Genomic DNA, 18,860 nt, shown 5'->3' on the forward strand with positions numbered 1-18,860 from the left:
ACGGAACGTTCTGGACGCGGCCATCGCCCCGGCTTCACCCGCCCATGGCAAGGCCATCGGCATCGTGGAGGCCCACCCCTGCAACGACCGCCAATGACCGATCACCCGCCGCTGAAGACCGTTGCCGACCTCAAGCTGCCGCGCTACCTGGGCACCTGGTACGAGATCGCGCGCCTGCCTATGCGCCATGAACCGGAGGGCTGCACCGACGTGTCGGCGCACTACACGCTGCTCGACAACGGCAACGTCGGCGTCACCAACCGCTGCCGTATGGACGGCGAGGTCGAGGAAGCCACCGGCGAGGCCTGTGCCGTCGACAACGACAGCGCGCGGCTGGAGGTGAGCTTCCTGCCCAAGGGCCTGCGCTGGTTGCCGTTCGCCAAGGGCGACTACTGGGTGATCCAGGTTGCTCCGGACTACAGCGTGGCGCTGGTCGGCAGCCCGGACCGTAAATACCTGTGGCTGCTGGCGCGCGAGCCACGCCTGGACGCGACCGTGCAGGACCATTATCTGGCGGCGGCCCGCCTGCAGGGCTTCGATCTGTCCGAACTGATCCAGACCCCGCACACCGGCCGCCCCACCGCCTGAGCAACGCACGACCATGGACCTCAAGAGTGGCTACCCGTGGTGGGCGTTACGCAACGGCCTGATCCACGCCTTTCCCCCGCTGCAGCAGGACCTGCGCTGCGACGTGCTGGTGGTCGGCGGCGGCATCACCGGCGCGCTGATTGCCGACGAACTGTCCCGGCATGGCCACGACGTGGCGGTGATCGAGCAGCGCGACATCGGCTGGGGCAGTACCGCCGCCAGCACAGCGCTGCTGCAGTACGAGATAGATACCCATCTGCTGGAACTGGCCCAAAGCTATGGCCAGGACGCCGCCGCGCTGGCCTACCGGGCCTGTGCCGAGGCGATTCCGGCGCTGGGCGAGGTCGCTCGCGGTCTGAAAGACGTTGATTTCCAGCGCATGGACAGCCTGTACCTGGCCAGCCGCCACCGTGACGTCCCCACCCTGATGGCCGAGGGTGAGGCCCGGCGCAGCATTGGCCTGGATGCCCGCTGGCTCGGCCCGGAGGCACTGCAGGAACGCTTCGACGTGGACGCCGGTGGTGCCCTGCTCACACGCCAGGCGGCACGGGTCGATCCCTATCGCCTGACCTATGGGTTGCTGCAGCGCGTGCGCCGGCGCGGCGGCAATGTGCATGACCGTACGGTGCTGCACACGCTCACGCCCAGCGCGCGGGGGGTGACCGCACTCACCGAGGGCGGCGCCACGATTCACGCCCGCCATGTGGTGCTGGCAATGGGCTACGCCAACCAGACGTGGCTGCAGCAGCGCGTCGCACGTAACCGCAGCAGCTATGCCTTCATTACCGACCCGATCGATGCGGACGTGCTGGGCCGCCTGCGCAACACGATGGTATGGGAGAGTGCACGTCCCTACCTGTACCTGCGCGCCACCGGCGATCGCCGCCTGCTGGTGGGCGGCCTGGACGACGCCATCGACATTCCCGCCCGCCGTGATCGGCGCGTAGAACGCAAGGCCGACAAGCTGATGAAACAGCTGCTGCATTGGTTCCCACGGCTGGACCCGGTGCCGGCATTTTCCTGGGCCGGCACCTTTGCCGAAACGGCGGACGGCCTGCCGTTCTTCGGCCCGCACGATCAATGGGGGCCACGGGTGCACTTCGCCATGGCCTACGGCGGCAACGGCATCACCTATTCGATGATCGGCGCGCAGCTGCTGCGGGCCCGGATCGAGCGGCGCAAGCACCCGCTGCAGGGGCTGTTCGGGTTCGGGCGGTTGTAGCGCGCAACCAGGCATGGCCTGGCTCTACCCCAATCCGGCGCCGACAGGCATCATTCAAGCAGCCCCTGCTAGCGTCGGCCTGTACCGCCGCGTGTTGCGTGGCCACCTGTCCGCTGGAGCGCCGTCATGATCCGCCCCCTGACCCTGCTGCTGTGCCTGGCCCTGCCGGGAACCGTGCTGGCCCAGTCCGCTGCTGGCGCGACCGCGCCGCAGGCGACCGGGCTGGATCTGTCGCTGCCGCAGGCACCGATGCGCTATCTGAACGATGCGAGCCTGAAGCAGGACCCGCCGGGCACGTTCTACGGCGACAAGAGCGGCCCGCGCGTGCACGACGACGCGAAGATCGCCGACGTCACCGACGACAAGGTCAAGGTGTCTGGCAGCTTCACCACCGGCATCGGTTATTCCAAGAACGGCGGCAACAGCCACTACAACGCCGCCACCCTGAACCTCAGCAAGAACTACACCACCGATGAAGGCAAGACCCATGGGGTCAACGTCAACATCCACGTGAGCGAAGGCAAGGGCCCAGGCTTCTACGGCCCGTACGGCGGCTACTACGGCCGCGGCCCGGGCTATTGGGATTACCCGCCGCCGTTTGGTTGGTAAGCCCCGCGTCGGGCCTGGGCCGACCAAGGTCGGCCACTACCGGTGCACGTGTCCGGTAGGTGTCGACCTTGCACGTGTCCGGTAGGTGTCGACCTTGCATGTGCCGGTGGGTGTCGACCTTGGTCGACACGCTCTGCCTGCTTTCCGTGCCGACCAAGGTCGGCACCTACCGGCACGCGAATCAATCCAGCCAGCCATCGCGCTCGCTGTGCAGGATGCGGCCGTCATAACCGCTCAGGCGCACGTCCACCTTCTGGTTGCGGGCATTGCGCGCTTCCAGCGACCACGTCGCACCATCGCGTTCCAGCGAATGGATCTCGCGCAGGCCATGCGCCTGTGCCCGTGCCAGCACCTGCTCGGTGGTCAACAGTGCGCGGCTGCTGTGCTCATCGAAGATCTCGCCGGTCTTGGGGTCAACGTAGACCTCGCTGAAGCGGCCGTCGGCGCGGCTCACGTCAGCCTCCCACAGGCCATCATCGCGCTCGATCTCGTGGATCTGGGTGTAGCCGGCCTTGCGCAGGGTCTGTTCGACCTGGGCCATGCCCAGCGGCGCGGCCTGTACAGCCGGTGCGATGGCCAGCAGAGCAACAGTGGCGAGGGTGAGCGACTTCAACATGGGGATTCTCCTGTTCGTGTTCGTGACCGGACCATCCCGGCAACGCCACGATGCACCCCGTGGTTAACAGCGTCTTAGCCGCCCCTGTTAGCCAACGGTTAGTCGCCACCAGCACACTCACGCCCGTTCCCCTTACCTTTCCGCATCCGCCATGCTTGCGACCCTGCCCCTGCTGCTGGCCCTGGCCAGCGCCCCGACCGCCGCCGCGCCCGCACAGGATCCGGCGCAGCAGGTCGCGCGCCGCGCCGTGCAGCAAGGCCGTTACGTGCCATTGGAAAGCGTGGTGCGCGATGCCCTCAAGCGCTACCCGGGCCAGCTGCTGGAAGTGGAGCTGGACGATGGCGTCTACGAGGTGGAGATCCTGCGCGGCGACGGCGTGGTGGTGGAGCTGGACTATGATGCGCGCAGCGGAAAGCTGCTGAAGACGGAGCTGGACGATTGATGCGCATCCTGTTGGCCGAAGACGATGCTGCGCTGGCACAGCGCCTGCTGCCCCTGCTGGAACACGCCGGCTACGTGGTGCACGTGGTTGCCGACGGGCGCGAGGCCGAGGAAATCGGCCAGATCGAAGACCTGCAGGCGGCCATCGTCGACCTGGGCCTGCCCGGGCTGGATGGACTGAGCGTGATCGAGCGCTGGCGCGGCAACGGCCGCAGCTTTCCGGTGCTGGTGCTGACCGCACGCGGGCGCTGGCACGACAAGCTGGCCGGCTTCGACGCCGGCGCCGATGACTACCTGACCAAACCGTTCCAGGCCGATGAGCTGGTGCTGCGCCTGCGCGCCCTGATCCGCCGCAGCCACGGCCACGCCAGCCCACGCCTGCACTGCGGCCCGCTACAACTGGACGTCAATGCAGGCCGCTTCGAACTGGATGGGCAGGCGCTGTCGCTCAGCCCGCAGGAGTTCCGCCTGCTCAGTTACTTCATCCACCACAGCGGCCAGGTGATCGGCCGCGACCGTCTGGGCGAACAGGTGTTCGAGGGCGGCCACGATCCGGACTCGAACGCGCTGGATGTGCTGCTGGGACGGGTCCGTCGCAAGCTCGGTACCGAACTGATCCAGACCGTGCGTGGCCAGGGTTGGCGGCTGGCCGCGCCATGACGCGGCAGCCATCGCTGCGACGGCGCCTGCTGCTGGCCGGCGGCGTCGGCCTGCTGCTGGTCTCGCTGCTGGCCAGTTCACTGCTGGGCGAACTGTTCAAGCGCAGCGCGCGTGACCGGCTCGACCACGAACTGCAGCAGGACATGCTGACCCTGCTGGCACAGGCCGAAGTGGATCCGGAAGGACAGCTGCGCCTGCGCCAGGAACCGAACGACGCGCGCTTCCAGCGGGTGTTTTCCGGTGCGTACTGGCAGATCGCCGGTGCCGATGGCCGTGTGCTGCTGCAGTCGCGCTCGCTGTGGGATGAAACCCTGCCGGCCACGACCAGCGGGCCGGCCACGCGCAATCTGAGCGGGCCGCTGCAGCAATCCCTGCGCGCACGTGTGCAGCAGGTGCGGTTGCCGCGCGCCAGCGAGCCGTTCGTGGTCGTGGTCGCCACCGACCGCAGTGCGCTGGATGCGGATGTGGCCGCATTCCGTCAGCGCACGGCCATCGCCCTGGCCGTGCTGGTAGCCGCGTGGCTGGCGGTGCTGGCCAGCCAGGTGCACTTTGGATTGCGCCCGCTGCATCGCCTCGGTGCGCAGCTGGAACGGGTGCGTCGCGGCGACGCGCAGCGCATCGATACACAGGGGCTGGGTGCGGAGGTCGCACCGCTGGGCGAAGAACTCAACGCGCTGTTGGAGCACCAGCAACGCATGGTGGCGCGCGCGCGTACCAGCGCACAGGATCTGGCGCATGCGCTGAAAACCCCGCTGAGCGTGCTGGCCACCGAGGCCGATGGCGACGGCGCGGACTGGCGCGCCACCGTGCGCGAGCAAAGCGCACGCATGCAGGCCAGTGTTGACCGTTACCTGGCTGCCGGACTGGCCGCCGACCATCGCCAGCGCACCGACGTGGCCGCTGTCGCGCAAGCACTGTGCAGGCTGATGGCACGCGTGCATGGCGAGCGCGGCATTGCGTTCACGGCGGAAGGCATCGATCCAGCGCTGCAGTTCGCCGGTGCCAGTGCGGATCTGGAAGAGATGCTGGGCAACCTGCTGGATAACGCCGGGCGGTGGGCGCAACAGCAGGTGGACGTCACCGCAGACAGCAGTGACGGGCAGCTACGCATCGAAGTACGTGATGACGGCCCGGGCCTGGCCGCGGAGTCACTGTCACAGGTCACGCAGCGTGGCGTGCGGCTGGATGAGCGCGAGGGCAGCAGTGGGCTGGGCCTGGCGATTGTGGGGGATATCGCCGCCAGTTATGGCGGGCGCTTGGCGCTTGAGAATGCGCAGCCGGGATTGCGTGCGACGTTGTGGTTGCCGTTGGGGTGAAGCGGCCAACCTGACGGCCGGCTCTACCAAGCGTCAATTCGACTGGTCGCCGTGCACCCGGTAGGTGTCGACCTTGGTCGACACGCATCAAAAGCGCCGACCAAGGTCGGCATCCACCCATGCATCAACGGTGATGCATCCACCAGCAGTCAATCGCGTCCAGCACGATGTGGATGATCAAACCGATGCCGAACAATCGCGTTTTCTTCGGCACGCACAGCCCGGCATAGACCGCAATCGCCGGTGCGGTGTGCAGCGGGTGGAAACCGATGCTGCAGCGGTTCGGTGCATAGATCGGATCGGCCAGCAGGTGGTCCAGATCGATGATCCAGCCCAGCAGCATCAGCAGCCAGGCCGAGGCGAAGCGCTTGCGCCAGAACAGCCATGCCAGCAACGCTGGCACGGCGGCATGCAGGAACAGGTGGAAGATTGCGCGGGCGCTCATCAGGGCCGGTAGCGCCGGGCCATGCCCGGCGTTCCCGTTTACCTCAGACCAGCGGTTCGTCGGACAGGTAGGTGTAGCCGGTCAGGCCCCCTTCCAGCGCTTCGGACAGTTCCTGCGCGCGCTCCGGCGACAGGTCGGCCGAGGCCACGCGTTCGGCATAGGCCGCACGCAGGTCATCCAGCTTGTAGCCCACGTAGTCCAGCATCACGTCGGTGGTATCGCCGCGGCGCTGCTGGGTGATGGCGTAGCCATCGGCATCGGCCAGCACTTCCACCGCGTCGGTATCGCCGAACAGGTTGTGGATGTCGCCCAGGATTTCCTGGTAGGCGCCGACCATGAAGAAGCCGATGCGGTAGCTCTCGCCATGCTTCATTGCGTGCAGCGGCAGCGAGCTGTCCAGGCTTTCGTTCTCGACATAGGTCTTGACCATGCCATCGGAATCGCAGGTCATGTCGGCGATGATGCCGCGACGGTCCGGCGTCTCGTTCAGGCGCTCGATCGGCACGATCGGAAACACCTGGTCGATCGCCCACGCATCGGGAATCGATTCGAACACGCTGAAGTTGACGAAGTACTTGTCTACCAGGCGCTCGTTCAGTTCGTCCAGCGCCGGGCGATGGCTCTTTTCGTCATAGCTCAGGCGCGCACGCACACCGTGGGCGATGGCGTAGAACAGATCGTCGATGCGCGCACGCTGCGGCAGGTCGATCTGGCCCAGCGCATAGCTGGACAGGCCTTCGGCGTGGAAATGCTGGGCTTCCTGGAACAGTTCCACCGCCGGGCGCACGTCCAGTTCCTCGTGGATCTCGCGCAGGTGGCGGATCGAAGCCGGCTCGTCGTCGTGCTGGTCCGGCACGCGGCCTTCCTGCGCCTGTTCCACTTCAGACACGTTGGCGATCAGCACCGCGTGGTGCGCGGTCATCGCGCGGCCGCACTCGGTGACGATGCGCGGCGGGGTCAGGCCGTGTTCTTCGCAGGCATTGGCCAGCGGCTGCACGATGTTGCTGGCATACGAATGCAGCCCGTAGTTGATCGAGCAGAAGCTGCGCGAACGGGTGCCTTCGTAATCCACGCCCAGGCCGCCGCCGACGTCCACATGGGTGATCTTCGCGCCCAGCTGTGACAGTTCGACGAAGTAGCGGGTGGCTTCGCGCATCCCGTTGGCGATGTCGCGCACGTTGGAGATCTGCGAGCCCATGTGGAAATGCAGCAGGCTCAGACAGTCGGCGTATTCGGTATCGCGCAGCGACTTCCACAGGTCCAGCAGCTGGCGCGGCGACAGGCCGAACTTGGCCTTGTCGCCACCGCTGTTCTGCCACTTGCCAGCGCCCAGCGAGGCCAGGCGCATGCGCACGCCCAGGCCCGGCTTCACATCCAGCGCCTTGGATTCTTCCAGCACCAGCTTCAGCTCGGACGGCTTCTCGATAACGATGAAGGTCTGCAGGCCCAGCTTGCGGCCGATCAGGGCCAGGCGGATGTACTCGCGATCCTTGTAGCCGTTGCAGACGATCAGGCCGCCCGGGCGCGACAGCGCCAGCACCGCCATCAGTTCCGGCTTGCTGCCCGCTTCCAGGCCAAAGCCCTCACCGTGATGGCTGGCCAGGGTGCCAGCCACACCGCGGTGCTGGTTCACCTTGATCGGATAGACGGCGGTGTAGCCACCGGCGTAATCCCAATCGGCGCGGGCCTGGGTGAAGGCCGCCTGCAGCTTGCCCAGGCGCTGGCCCAGGATGTCCGGGAAGCGCACCAGCAGCGGCAGCTTGGCACCGGCCGCACGGGCCGCGTCCACCACCTTGGGCAGCGACACCACCGGGCCGTCTGCCCCGGTCGGTCTCACTACCATGTGCCCGGCCTGATCCACGTCGAAGTAACCGTCCGCCCAATGCGGGATCGAGTAGGTCTTGCGGGCTTGGTCGAGGGACCAATCGGTCATTGCAGTCGGCCTTGTTGGCAATAAAAGGGGGGGCATGATAACGCCTATATGCCCACAGGTTCGTTATCATGCGCGCCCGCGCCCGTGGCAGGTTCCAACCTGAACGGGCCGATCCGTCCGGATGTGGCATCTGTGCCACGCGGCCCCGCCCGCCAGCCCGGCTTCACCCCTCCGAACAGGACTGTTTTCCAATGACTGACAGCAACAACTGGTACATCGAACACTTCGAGCGCACGGGCTCGGCCATCGGCTACCGCATCACCGGCAAGCTGGACGAGGTGCAGTCGCCGTTCCAGAAGATCGAGATCTTCCAGACCACTGACTGGGGCAACCTGATGACCATCGACGGGGCCATCATGCTGACCAGCAAGGACAACTTCTTCTACCACGAGATGATCAGCCACCCGGTGCTGTTCACCCATGCCGCGCCCAAGCGCGTGGTGATCATCGGCGGCGGCGACTGCGGCACCCTGCGCGAAGTGCTCAAGCACAAGGGCGTGGAGAGCGTGACCCAGTGCGACATCGATGAGCAGGTGACGGTGATGGCGCGCAAGCACTTCCCGGAACTGTGCGATTCCAACGACGACCCGCGCGCCGAGCTGATGTTCGACGACGGCGTGGCCTACATGGCCAACTGCCCGGCCGGCAGCGTGGACGTGGTGATCGTCGATTCGACCGATCCGGTCGGCCCGGGTGAAGGCCTGTTCAACAAGGCGTTCTATGAGAGCTGCTTCAAGGCCCTGAAGGACGACGGCATCCTGGTGCAGCAGTCCGAGTCGCCGCTGATGCAGCTGGAACTGATCAACGAAATGCGCACCGAGATGGGCAAGGCCGGCTTCGGCTCGTTCAAGACCCTGCCGTTCCCGCAGCCGTGCTACCCCACCGGCTGGTGGAGCGTGACCCTGGCGCGCAAGGGCGAAAGCAGCTTCGACTTCCGCCAGGCCGACTCGGCCGCCAAGACCTTCGAGACCCTGTACTACACCGCCGCGCTGCACACCGGCGTGCTGGTGACCCCGCCGTTCGTGCAGGCGGCACTGAAGGGCTGATCGGAAAGCGTGCCAACCAAGGTTGGCACCTACCAAAGCAAAAACCCGCGCTGGCGACAGCGCGGGTTTTTTCGTTTTCCGGTAGCGCCGGGCCATGCCCGGCGGCGGTCCGCTTACAGCGCCCAGATACCCGCAATCACCGCCACCACCAAGCCCCACTTGATGACCTGGTAAGCCACCACGCTGCGCTCGCGCAGTGCCTTGGCCTTCAGGCGCACCTTGTAGACGCTGCCGAACGCCTTGTTGACGCCACCGGTCGGGTCACCCGGCAGGTTCGGCGACGCACCACCGGCCAGCAGCGTGGCTGCCACCGCACGATTGAACAGGCCCGGCAGGCCGAAGTGCAGCGGGCGGGCGATGTCACAGAACAGGATCACGCGATCATCGGGCGTCTCGTTGTGCGCGTGGTGGATGTAGGTCTCGTCGAACATCATCCACTCACCGTCGCGCCAGCTCTTCTTGATACCGTCCACTTCGATGTAGCAGCCGTCATTGTTGGGCGTGGCCAGGCCCAGGTGCAGGCGCAGCGAACCGGCGAACGGATCGCGGTGCGGGCGCAGTTCACTGCCCGACGGCAGCTGCGCGAACATCGCCGCGCGCACGTCCGGCAGCGACTCCAGCAGCGCCGTGGTCTTCGGGCACATCGCCTTCGCCGACGGGTGCGAGGGGCCATACCACTTCAGGTAGAAGCGCTTCCAACCACGGCGGAAGAACGAATTGAAGCCGGCGTCGTTGAACGTGCTGGACGCAGCGATCTTCTGCGCATCGCGCAGCGCCAGCGCCTCGTCGCGGATCATCTGCCAGTTCTGGCGCAGCGGCTCCAGCTGCGGGAATTCCTTGGCCGGGTCCAGGAACGGCGTGGTCGGCACCTTCGAGAACATGTACATGACCACGTTGATCGGGGCCATGAAACTGGAGTGGTCCAGCAGCTGGCGCGACCAGCGCGCGCGGACCTTGCCACGGAAGTGGATGTACAGCACGCAGGCGACGAACAGCGCTGCGATGACGATTTTGATGATCAAAGCACTTTCCTCCAGCCGCAGCCGGAACGGGAAACAGGGCGATGCACGGCCGGACGGCCAGCACCGGAGGGGACCGCGGCAGGGGACGGGGACATGCCAGGAAGGGGCGGCCGCCGATGTCGCGAATTAACAGCTTATGGTCGGTAGGCCGTGCGTCGGGGTCAAGCTGGACGTGCGTGACGTTCAGCGGGCCGCGGATGAACGAAGCGGAGCGGAACGCAACCTATTGATTATGAAAGAACCGACGACAAAGTGAGACAGAATAGTCCGATTGAGCGCGACGAACTGTTCCAGCCACGACCCCGACATTTCTCCGACAAATCGTGGAATAGCGAACTGGCGAGTACTAAAATTAACGAAAACTTAGTAACCCCCTGTAACACCGGTTCGCTTGACGCTTTGCGCCACCCACCGGGTCGTCCGAGACCCCGACATGTATCTTCCTGCTCTGCCCCCCTCCTCCTGCGGCGATGACGCCGCCACCCCGCTGCTGCTCAAGCGCGGCGAACGCTTCCTGGCCCCCGACGTCTACCGCACCTGCCTGGACGGGCGCGAGGCAGTCATCAAGGACTATTCCCGCTACCGCGGCACTCCCGTTTCGCTGATCGCCCGGCTGATGGTTCGCCGTGAAGCCCGCATGCTGCAGCGCCTCGGCGGCTGGAAGCATGCCCCCGCGCTGCTCGGCACGCTCGGTGGCCTGGCGCTGGGCATGGAGTTCATCCCTGGCCAGACCCTGAGCACCGCGCAGGCCGTCGGCAATGAAGTGTTCGAGCAGCTGCAGCACGCGCTCAGCCGTTTGCACGCCGCCGGCATTACCCATAACGACCTGCATGGCACCAATGTGGTGGTCAGTGGCGGCGTGCCGGTGCTGCTGGACTTCACCTCGGCCTGGCGGGCCCCGCGTTGGCTGCGCCGCAACCCGCTGAGCCGGCAGATGCGCCGCAGCGACATGAAGAACCTGCTGAAGATCCGCCAGCGCGTAACCGGCCAGGCGCCGAGTGCCGCGCAGGCCGCGCTGGTGGCCGACCCAGGCTGGGTCGCCGCCGTGCGCCAGGGCTGGAAGCGGTTCTATAAGTGGGCGAAGCGGCGGTAGGTGTCGTGTCTTTTGGGCGGCGATGGATCGCCCGATGGGATGGGACAACGTCGTTGGGGCTGGATGCCCCGACGGGGATGATGCCTCGGCGGCTGCGTGCGCCCGACCAGGTAGAGTCGACTGTTAGTCGACTGCTCTTCGTTCCGAAGCCGGAAAACCCCGCGCTGCGCGCGCAAGTCGACTAACAGTCGACTCTACCTCGTCGCACCCCGGCATCCCTGTCGTGCGCCGACAGCCCGCGGCGCGCTTACAACGCGTCCGCGTCCAGCTCACCGGTACGAATACGCACCACGCTGCCCAGGTCGTATACGAACACCTTGCCGTCGCCAATCTTGCCGGTGCCGGCGGCCTTCACGATGGCCTCAACCACGGCCTCCACCTGGTCATCGGTCACCGCCACTTCCAGCTTCACCTTCGGCAGGAAATCGACCACATACTCCGCGCCTCGGTACAGCTCGGTATGGCCCTTCTGGCGACCAAAGCCCTTCACTTCCGTCACCGTGATGCCGGTAACCCCACGCTCGGCCAGCGCTTCGCGCACGTCGTCGAGCTTGAACGGCTTGATCACCGCCATGACCATCTTCATCGCTTATCTCCTGTCTTCCGGCGTGGAGGATAGCGCCTGAACACGGCCCGTGCGAAGCCGCTGCCGCCTGTCCGGGCAGTGGCTGCCAGCAGTATCCTTGTGCCCGAATGGCCTGCCCGCGCCGGATGCACGGGCCCTACCCCACGGAGCACCCTATGATCGACCTGAACCAAATCGATGACCTCGCCCGTCGCCTCAGCGACCTGGTGCCGCCGGGCCTGCGCGAATCGCGCGAGGAACTGCAGGCCACCTTCAAGAGCGCGCTGCAGGCCGGCCTGGCCAAGCTGGACCTGGTCACCCGCGAAGAGTTCGAAGTGCAGCGCGCCGTGCTGCTGAAGACCCGCGAGAAGCTGGATGCGCTGGAAACCGCCGTGCGTGAACTGGAAGGGCGCGGCGCCGCAGAATGAAAAAAGGAGGCGCACTGCGCCTCCCACTACAGAGTATTTCCCGGATAGGGCCTTGCAGCAAGGCCCGCCGGGCGCCCTAGACTCGCCGGCCTGTCGATCCGGCAGGACACGCAGGGGCAGTGCCGATGGCGCAGGACACCGAATGGACACCCGTTTCGCATGACACCTGCGACCAGGTCGCCGGGCCGTTCTACCATGGCACCCGCGCTGATCTGGCGGCGGGCGAGTTGCTGAGTGCGGGCTACCGCTCCAACTATCGCGACAGCGTGGTGATGAACCACATCTACTTCACCACGATTGCCAAGGGCGCCGGGCTGGCTGCGGAGATGGCCCGCGGTGAAGGGCGGCCGCGCGTGTATGTGGTGGCGCCGACCGGGCCGTTTGAAGACGATCCGAATGTGACCAACAAGAAGTTTCCCGGGAACCCGACGCGGTCGTATCGGAGTGCGCAGCCGTTGCGGGTGGTTGGGGAGATTGTGGAGTGGGAGCTTTATGACGCCGAGTTCGTTCGGCAGTTGAGAGCATTTGTTGCTTCGGGGAGTGGAGAGATCATCAATTGAGGGAAGGAGAGACCGGTGCCTTGGCTGACGGAAGATCAATGTCGTCGAACGATGTCCGCTTTCGGACAAAAGCGGACGTTCAACTCTGGAATTAGTCCGACTCACGAAGCAAGCTCGGCTTGACTGAACTGTTAGGCGCCAACCTGCGATCCGAAGCCGGCAGGAAACCGAACGTCCGTAGACATGCAGATGCCATTACCCCCGGATAGTGGCCGTACACCCAAGATGGTGCCCTGCTGCGCGAGCTCTGCCTGGACAATGACGATAGGCCGCTCAGAGCCATCGTCCAGTATCTGAACTGCGCAGCATGGAAGGCTCATTGGAGCTGGAGTGGAACCACCCTGTACATAGAAGATGGCCGAGCCGGCCGCGACATCAGCCTCGGTCGCTGCGCGGCCGACCATGCAGGGTGTGGCATGCCCATCGGTTGCCGAAATGGGACCCCAAAGATCAGTCATAGCTGTAGTGGCGCCCAACCACCAAGTAGACGGACCCGTTGGTCCGGTTATGCGACTCGCCCACAAAGCACCGATCTGCGCGCTTCGCCTTGATACAACTCGATCCTAGGACGGCCGGGTCCGGCTAACAGGTACCTGAAGGCTTACTTCGACAGCTCTTTGTTCCAACAGACGCTGCAAATGCTCGCCAGTTCTGGCTCGACCCGCGCCTACCTCGGCATCACCGAGCAGCACCGGCTGCCGATCATCCTCCCTCCGCCCGAAAAGCAGGAAAAGATCGCCGCGATTCTGGGCACGATTGACGACCTGATCGCCAACAACCAGCGCCGCATCGCCTTGCTGGAGTCCATGGCCGAGGAGATCTACCGCGAGTGGTTTGTGCGGCTTCGGTTTCCGGGCTATACCGTCAGCTCTTTCGACAAGGGGTTGCCGAAGGGTTGGAGCAGCACTCCGCTGGGCCAGCTCATCGGCGAAACGAAGCGTCCAGTCAAGAAGAGTGATCTTGCTGGCCACACGCGCTACGTGGGGCTGGAGCACATATCGCGCAAGTCGGTCGCTTTGACTATGCACGGCGCACCCGAATCGGTGGAAAGCGACAAGCTGGCCTTCTTCGCCGGAGACATCCTGTTCTCGAAGATCCGCCCTTACCTGCACAAAGTGGCGCTGGCACATTTCGACGGCATCTGCTCAACAGACACATTGGTGCTCAGCCCTAAGCGCCAGGACTTTAGGGAGTTCGCTTTGTTAACCGTCTTCAGCGAGACGTTCATAGAGATCGGCAACACGGCATCGAAGGGAACGAAGATGCCCCGTGCTGATTGGCATTTCCTGAAGCAGCTAAGAGTCTCTGTGCCGAGCGATCCCCTGTTGGCGCGCTTCAACACCATGGTGAAACCTATGCTGGACGAGATTGCCAGCTTGATTCACTTGAACGAAACGCTGGGAAAGCAGCGCGATGCCCTGCTCCCCCGCCTGATCTCCGGCAAGCTCCGCGTCGATGCGTTAGACATCCAGTTCCCGCCCAGCATGCAGCCGCCGTCAGAGGCTGCGTAGCATGAGGTGATGGCTCGTTAGCAGGTTTTCTTCTCCACAACCGGCAACACCAGGGGTACCGTGGCCGCCGCGAAGAATTTCATCAGCGAAGACGACATCGAGCAGGCCTTGCTGCAGCGGCTGCAGCATCTTTGCGGCTTCGATGCGCTGAACTGCTTCACGGCCCAGCCCGACGAGCTGAACGACGGCTCGGGCCGCGCGGACAAGCGCGAGGTGATCCTGGCCGACCGGCTGCGCGCCGCGCTGGAGCGGCTGAACCCGCAGGCTCCGGCCCATGCAGTGGACCAGGCTCTGGCCCAACTGCTGCAACCGCGCACGGCAATGAGCCTAGTCGCGGCCAACCGGGAGATGGACGGATTGATACGCGACGGCGTGCCGGTTACCTACAAGCCCGAGGCCGGGCCGCAGGTCGGGCAGACCGTGACCGAGCGGCTGAAGGTCATCGACTTCGACGCGCATGATCCGCGCACCGGCCGCAACCACTACCTGGCGGTGAGCCAGCTCTGGGTGCGCGGCGAACATGGCTACCGCCGGCCCGACTTGCTGCTGTACGTGAACGGCCTGCCGTTGGTGTTCATCGAGCTGAAGAACAGCAACGTGAAGCTGCGCGCAGCCTTCGACGACAACCTGACTACCTACAAGGCCGAGATTCCGCAGCTCTTCACCGCCAATGCGTTGTGCCTGCTGAGCAATGGCATCTGGCCGACGTGCGCGGGCAGGCGCATGCACGGCGTGCATTGGAGGTCGCCGCAGCGGGTGGGCACCATCTATTGCTGATCGGTAGCCCTGGCTGCGGCAAGACGCTGTTGGCTTCGCGCCTGCCCAGCCTGCTGCCGGACACCGAGGAAGCCGAGGCGTTACAGCTGGCCGCGATTGCCTCGGTGAGTGGTGAAGGGCTGGACCCACGGCGCTGGCGGCAACGGCCTTTCCGATCCCCACATCACAGTGCCAGTGCGGCGGCGCTGGTGGGTGGCGGCAATCCTCCCTGCCCCGGCGAGATCTCGCTGGCCCATCACGGCGTGCTGTTCCTGGACGAGCTTCCGGAGTGGAACCGCAGCGCGTTGGAAACCCTGCGCGAGCCGCTGGAATCCGGCCACATCCGCATCGCCCGCGCGGCGCGGAGCGTGCAGTATCCCGCACGGTTCCAACTGGTGGCAGCGATGAACCCATGCCCGTGTGGCTGGGCCGGGGACCGTAGCAACCGCTGCCTGTGCAGCGACGAACGTATCAACCGCTACCGCGCGCGGGTGTCCGGCCCGTTGCTGGACCGCATCGACCTGCACATCGGCGTGGCACGTATGGACGCGGTGGAGCTGCGGGAGAGTACGCCGCTGGGTGAGCCCAGTGCTGCGGTACGTGCACGGGTGGAAGCCGCCCATGCCCGGCAGCAGGCGCGTGGCGGGCTGAATGCCCATCTTCCACCGGCGGCGCTGCGGGCATGCACGAAGCTGAGCGAGGCCGATCAGGACTTACTGGAGCAGGCAATTGAACGCCTGCAACTTTCCGCGCGGGCCATGCACCGGATTCTGCGCGTGGCGCGCACGATTGCGGATCTGGCGGGTTGCGAGGGTATCCAGACCGCGCATCTGGCTGAGGCGATCGGCTATCGGCAGTTGGACCGGGGAAAGCCTTAGAAATGCCGGTCGGGTTGGCTATTGGTAGAGTCGACCGTTGGTCGACTCTCGCGCGAAGCGCGGCCTTCTGAGAGGTAGATGCGAAGAGCGGTCGACTAACAGTCGACCCTACCAAGGGCAGGCATCAGGCCGCCGAATGCAACCGTCCCCGCTTCGCCAGCAACGCCACCCGACGGCTGACCAGCGCGTGCAGCTCCGCCAGCTCCGACGCCCGGCCAGCCGTCATGTTGTCGCCGAACAGCACCCGCGACAGTCCCGCCGCCTCGCTGTCCTCCGGGTGCTGCCAACGGTCGCGATAGACCTTCTGGCACACCAGCCACGCCTGCGGCAGCCCACCACCGGGCAGCGGGCGGACCACGCGTTCGTAGATCTGCCAGAACTGGTACTCGGCCCGCAGGTCGATTGCAGGCGCCACGGACAGCGCCTGCCGGGGCCGTCCTGGGCCCCGGATGCCGAACAACGGGGTTCGCGGGTTGTGCTGAGCCATGCCGACAGCATGACCCAGCAACATTGTGGGAACCTTGCGTCGCTGCCAGAAAACCCCTGTTGTTTGCGCAAGGCGGGTTTCTGGGCGGATCTGAGCACCTGCCTGGGGACCGCCAAGTGCATCCACGCATGGCGTGGATCTACTTAAAAGGTCATCGAGGTACTGAACATCAGCTGCCGGGGCGCGCTGCGCTGCAGGGTCTGGTAGTCCCCCGAGAACGACGAGCCGGCGATGGTGGCAGTGCCGATGTTGTGGCGGTTGAACAGGTTGCTCACGTCCAGCCGCAGCTCCAGGCCGGGCACCACGCTGTCCGCACCGAAGCGATAGGCGGCATAGGTGTTGACCTGCCAGAAGGTCGGCACGCGGATGTCGTTCTCGTAGGTGAAGGGCTGGCGCAGGTAGGAGGTGCTGGTGGCACCGAAGCGCCAGTCACCGAAGTGCGCGGACAGGTCGCTGACCAGCGAGATCTGCGGGTAGCCCGGTTGGGCGTTGCCCTTGATCGGGTACACCATGTCGCCCACCACGAAATCGCTGTCGTAGTACGAACGGGCCACGGCCACGCCCTGGTAGAACTGCAGGTGGTCGGTCAGGTCGGCGGTGATGCCGAGGTCGGCACCAATCACGTGCATCTTCGGCATCAACCGCACGGTATTGATCTGTGCGAACTGGGTGCCGATGGCGGCCGATAGCAGGCGATTGCGGATGTCGTTGTAGAACACATCGCCGGTGATCGTCAGCCGGTCGAAGCGATGCGATGCGCCCACGGTGAGGTTCCAGTTCTTCTCCGGGCGCAGCGTGCCGGCCACGCGGTCGAACTCTTCCTGGTCGGTGATGGTCCACGCCGAGGCGGTGTAGCCGATGTTGCCGCGCTGGGCGACGCGATAGCCGTTCATGGTATTGGCCAGGTCGATGAAGGCATCGGTGGATTCGGTCGGGCTCCAGAACAGCGAGACGTGCGGCAGGAAGTTGCTTTTCGCACGCAGCGTTCCGTTCACCGGCCGGTCCTTGGCATCACCCAGGCCGCCACCGCTGGTGCGGAAGTCCACGGCCTTGAAGCCGACACCCAGCTTCAGCGTGTCGTTCAACACGATGTCGTCCTGCAGATAGAACTGGCGCGAGCGGGTCACCCAGCTCGATGCGTTGTCGGTCTTGAACGCGGGACCGTACACATCGAACGGACCGGTGGCCTTCAGCGGCGGGCCCTCGCCCAGCAGTGGCTGCTGGTACCACTCGGTCTTGGCTGCGGCCTTGCTCTTCTCCTGCCAGAAACCGGCGGTGAAGGTGTGCGCGCCGGTCTCGAACTGCAGGTTGACCATGCCGCCCAGCCGGTTGAGGCGCGGCGTCTGCACCTGTTCGGAGAATGGCGCGCCGTTGGGCGACGGTACGGTCGGGTCGGTCAGCGTGGCCTGCGTATGGCTGTTCGCGTTGTACAGCTGCACGTTGCCGCTCAGGGCCGGGGTGATCTGGAAGCGATGGTTGATCGAGGACACGCGGTCGCGGGTGATCTGGCCGGTGTCGTACGGGATCAGTTCGGACAGCTCACCGCAGGTGTAGGCGCCGCAGGATTTGTCCGCATTCTCCGGCGAGGCCACGTACCACGCCCACGCATAATCGGGATAGAAGATGTCGGCCTTCCAGCCCAGCTTGCGGATCATGTCGAAGGAGATGTTGTTGTAACCCCAGACCTTGGCCTTGCTGTCGGACAGGAACACGGTGAAATCGCCCCAGGCGACGTCCTGCTGAAGCTTCAGGTCGCCGCGCAGGAAGTTCTGCGTGCCCTCGCCCTGGTACTTGTCGGCGGACACGCGCTGCAGGTCGACCAGCACTTTCGGGCCGTGCTCACCGAGCTGGCCGCTCTGGCCGGACACGGTGGTGACCAGCGTGCTGTTGCTGCCCACGCCCTGCTTCACGCGCAGGCTGGGCGTGTCCTGCAGGTCGCGCAGACGATATTCCAGGCTGCCGCCGTTGACGCTGCTGGAGAACACGCTGACCGGGGCGCCACCGGGGCTGACCGTGATCGCGCCGATGCCATCGGGCACGCCCACGTTCACCACGCTGGTGCCGGTGAGCGAGAGGAAACCGTTGTCGTTCAGCGGAACGCCTTCGAAGGTGATGCCCATTTCGTTCATGCGGAAGCCGCGCACGAACAGGCTGGTGGCGGAGATATCCAGACCCAGCCCGTCGGTGGCGGTGTAGCTGGCACCCGGCACCTGCTTGAGCATGGCCAGGCCGTTGTTGCCGGTGACCATCGCGTCGAGGTCTTCGGCCTTGATGATGTAGCGGTTGGGGCCGACCACCTGGGTCGGGGTTACGGCCGCGCCGCGCGGTGTGGCGATCACCTGCAGGGCGTTGAGCGTGGTGGGCGTGTCGTGCGCGGCATCGTGCGTTTCTGCGGCGTACGCAGGTGCGGTGATGGCCGTGATGATGGCCAGGGCGAGGCGCGTCGTGGGTGGGGTGTTCATGGGCAGATCCAGGGTGCAGGGAGAGAGCGGCGCAGGCGCACGCCCAGCGCGTTGCAGCACCGGTGTCGGCGCCCTGGCTGGCGGTGCGATTGCGTTGAGGGAGTGACAGCGCAGTGCGCGCCGGTCAGTGGCAGAGGAAGACGATCCTCTGCCTCAGGATTCGATGGCGTGATTTCGACGTGCGAAATTCTTGCATCGCAGTGCCGCATCCGCCATTGCACC

19 protein-coding genes and 1 pseudogene are annotated in these 18,860 nt (G+C 65.5%); 13 read left to right on the forward strand and 7 right to left on the reverse strand.

From position 1 onward, the window contains the following. The first annotated feature begins 93 nt into the window (after positions 1–93). The 3 genes from AC07M7_RS08065 (at position 94) to AC07M7_RS08075 (ending at position 2,419) form a co-directional block, all read left to right on the forward strand. Positions 94–588, forward strand: coding sequence for a lipocalin family protein (locus tag AC07M7_RS08065; protein ID WP_136639270.1), 495 nt, complete (start codon positions 94–96; stop codon positions 586–588). 13 nt (positions 589–601) lie between these two features. Continuing rightward, positions 602–1,810 (forward strand): NAD(P)/FAD-dependent oxidoreductase, encoded by a 1,209-nt coding sequence (locus AC07M7_RS08070; protein WP_495207088.1) that lies wholly within the window; start codon positions 602–604, stop codon positions 1,808–1,810. Between the two features lie 126 nt (positions 1,811–1,936). Then, on the forward strand, positions 1,937–2,419 hold the full coding sequence (locus AC07M7_RS08075; protein WP_006399397.1) for a hypothetical protein: 483 nt from the start codon (positions 1,937–1,939) through the stop codon (positions 2,417–2,419). Between the two features lie 181 nt (positions 2,420–2,600). On the opposite strand, the gene AC07M7_RS08080 is transcribed toward AC07M7_RS08075, so the two are convergent. Next, complete coding sequence (locus AC07M7_RS08080) at positions 2,601–3,035, reverse strand: PepSY domain-containing protein (protein WP_046984202.1); 435 nt, start codon at positions 3,033–3,035, stop codon at positions 2,601–2,603. 151 nt (positions 3,036–3,186) lie between these two features. On the opposite strand from AC07M7_RS08080, the gene AC07M7_RS08085 reads away from it, so the two are divergent. From AC07M7_RS08085 to AC07M7_RS08095, 3 genes are read left to right on the forward strand one after another with little or no spacing between them, the layout of a single operon-like run. Next, positions 3,187–3,477 carry a PepSY domain-containing protein gene (locus AC07M7_RS08085; RefSeq protein WP_099589012.1) on the forward strand — a complete coding sequence of 97 codons (291 nt, stop codon included), beginning with the start codon at positions 3,187–3,189 and terminating at the stop codon, positions 3,475–3,477. Then, positions 3,477–4,136: a response regulator transcription factor gene (locus AC07M7_RS08090; RefSeq protein ID WP_495207089.1), complete on the forward strand. Its 660-nt coding sequence runs from the start codon at positions 3,477–3,479 to the stop codon at positions 4,134–4,136. The genes AC07M7_RS08085 and AC07M7_RS08090 overlap by 1 nt, the downstream gene beginning before the upstream one ends. Further along, complete coding sequence (locus AC07M7_RS08095; protein ID WP_480982864.1) at positions 4,133–5,452, forward strand: sensor histidine kinase; 1,320 nt, start codon at positions 4,133–4,135, stop codon at positions 5,450–5,452. The genes AC07M7_RS08090 and AC07M7_RS08095 overlap by 4 nt, the downstream gene beginning before the upstream one ends. 124 nt (positions 5,453–5,576) lie before the next feature. On the opposite strand, the gene AC07M7_RS08100 is transcribed toward AC07M7_RS08095, so the two are convergent. Further along, entirely contained in the window at positions 5,577–5,897 is a 321-nt protein-coding gene (locus tag AC07M7_RS08100; RefSeq protein ID WP_005411369.1) for a DUF6122 family protein, read from the reverse strand. A gap of 43 nt (positions 5,898–5,940) precedes the next feature. After that, positions 5,941–7,830, reverse strand: a complete 1,890-nt coding sequence (gene speA / locus AC07M7_RS08105) for an arginine decarboxylase (protein WP_495207090.1) — start codon at positions 7,828–7,830, stop codon at positions 5,941–5,943. Positions 7,831–8,021: 191 nt separating this feature from the next. On the opposite strand from speA, the gene speE reads away from it, so the two are divergent. Next, on the forward strand, positions 8,022–8,876 hold the full coding sequence (speE, locus tag AC07M7_RS08110) for a polyamine aminopropyltransferase (RefSeq protein ID WP_136639275.1): 855 nt from the start codon (positions 8,022–8,024) through the stop codon (positions 8,874–8,876). A gap of 113 nt (positions 8,877–8,989) precedes the next feature. Here speE and AC07M7_RS08115 read toward each other — a convergent pair whose 3' ends face one another. After that, positions 8,990–9,895 (reverse strand): aspartyl/asparaginyl beta-hydroxylase domain-containing protein, encoded by a 906-nt coding sequence (locus AC07M7_RS08115; RefSeq protein ID WP_046984214.1) that lies wholly within the window; start codon positions 9,893–9,895, stop codon positions 8,990–8,992. A gap of 436 nt (positions 9,896–10,331) precedes the next feature. Between AC07M7_RS08115 and AC07M7_RS08120 the strand changes: the two genes are divergently transcribed. After that, positions 10,332–10,991 carry an RIO1 family regulatory kinase/ATPase domain-containing protein gene (locus AC07M7_RS08120; RefSeq protein WP_277779434.1) on the forward strand — a complete coding sequence of 220 codons (660 nt, stop codon included), beginning with the start codon at positions 10,332–10,334 and terminating at the stop codon, positions 10,989–10,991. A gap of 247 nt (positions 10,992–11,238) precedes the next feature. On the opposite strand, the gene AC07M7_RS08125 is transcribed toward AC07M7_RS08120, so the two are convergent. Next, complete coding sequence (locus tag AC07M7_RS08125) at positions 11,239–11,577, reverse strand: P-II family nitrogen regulator (protein ID WP_005411374.1); 339 nt, start codon at positions 11,575–11,577, stop codon at positions 11,239–11,241. 155 nt (positions 11,578–11,732) lie between these two features. Between AC07M7_RS08125 and ubiK the strand changes: the two genes are divergently transcribed. The 5 genes and pseudogenes from ubiK to AC07M7_RS08150 form a co-directional block, all read left to right on the forward strand. Further along, complete coding sequence (gene ubiK, locus AC07M7_RS08130) at positions 11,733–11,984, forward strand: ubiquinone biosynthesis accessory factor UbiK (RefSeq protein WP_005411375.1); 252 nt, start codon at positions 11,733–11,735, stop codon at positions 11,982–11,984. Between the two features lie 125 nt (positions 11,985–12,109). Continuing rightward, the gene (arr, locus tag AC07M7_RS08135; protein WP_495207091.1) at positions 12,110–12,544 is read left to right on the forward strand and encodes an NAD(+)--rifampin ADP-ribosyltransferase; all 435 of its coding nucleotides are present in this window, start codon (positions 12,110–12,112) and stop codon (positions 12,542–12,544) included. Between the two features lie 638 nt (positions 12,545–13,182). Next, positions 13,183–14,055, forward strand: a complete 873-nt coding sequence (locus AC07M7_RS08140; RefSeq protein WP_495207092.1) for a restriction endonuclease subunit S — start codon at positions 13,183–13,185, stop codon at positions 14,053–14,055. A 60-nt stretch (positions 14,056–14,115) separates the two neighbouring features. Further along, positions 14,116–14,832: a type I restriction endonuclease gene (locus tag AC07M7_RS08145; RefSeq protein WP_495207093.1), complete on the forward strand. Its 717-nt coding sequence runs from the start codon at positions 14,116–14,118 to the stop codon at positions 14,830–14,832. Beyond that, a pseudogene (locus AC07M7_RS08150) lies at positions 14,754–15,689 on the forward strand (YifB family Mg chelatase-like AAA ATPase); the annotation flags it as partial. The gene AC07M7_RS08145 and the pseudogene AC07M7_RS08150, both read left to right, overlap by 79 nt. A 124-nt stretch (positions 15,690–15,813) precedes the next feature. On the opposite strand, the gene AC07M7_RS08155 reads toward AC07M7_RS08150, so the two are convergent. Continuing rightward, positions 15,814–16,200: a hypothetical protein gene (locus tag AC07M7_RS08155; RefSeq protein WP_495207094.1), complete on the reverse strand. Its 387-nt coding sequence runs from the start codon at positions 16,198–16,200 to the stop codon at positions 15,814–15,816. A gap of 119 nt (positions 16,201–16,319) precedes the next feature. Further along, entirely contained in the window at positions 16,320–18,638 is a 2,319-nt protein-coding gene (locus AC07M7_RS08160) for a TonB-dependent receptor (protein WP_495207095.1), read from the reverse strand. Positions 18,639–18,860: the final 222 nt, after the last annotated feature.

Source organism: Stenotrophomonas sp. GW821-FHT09E08, assembly GCF_059416125.1.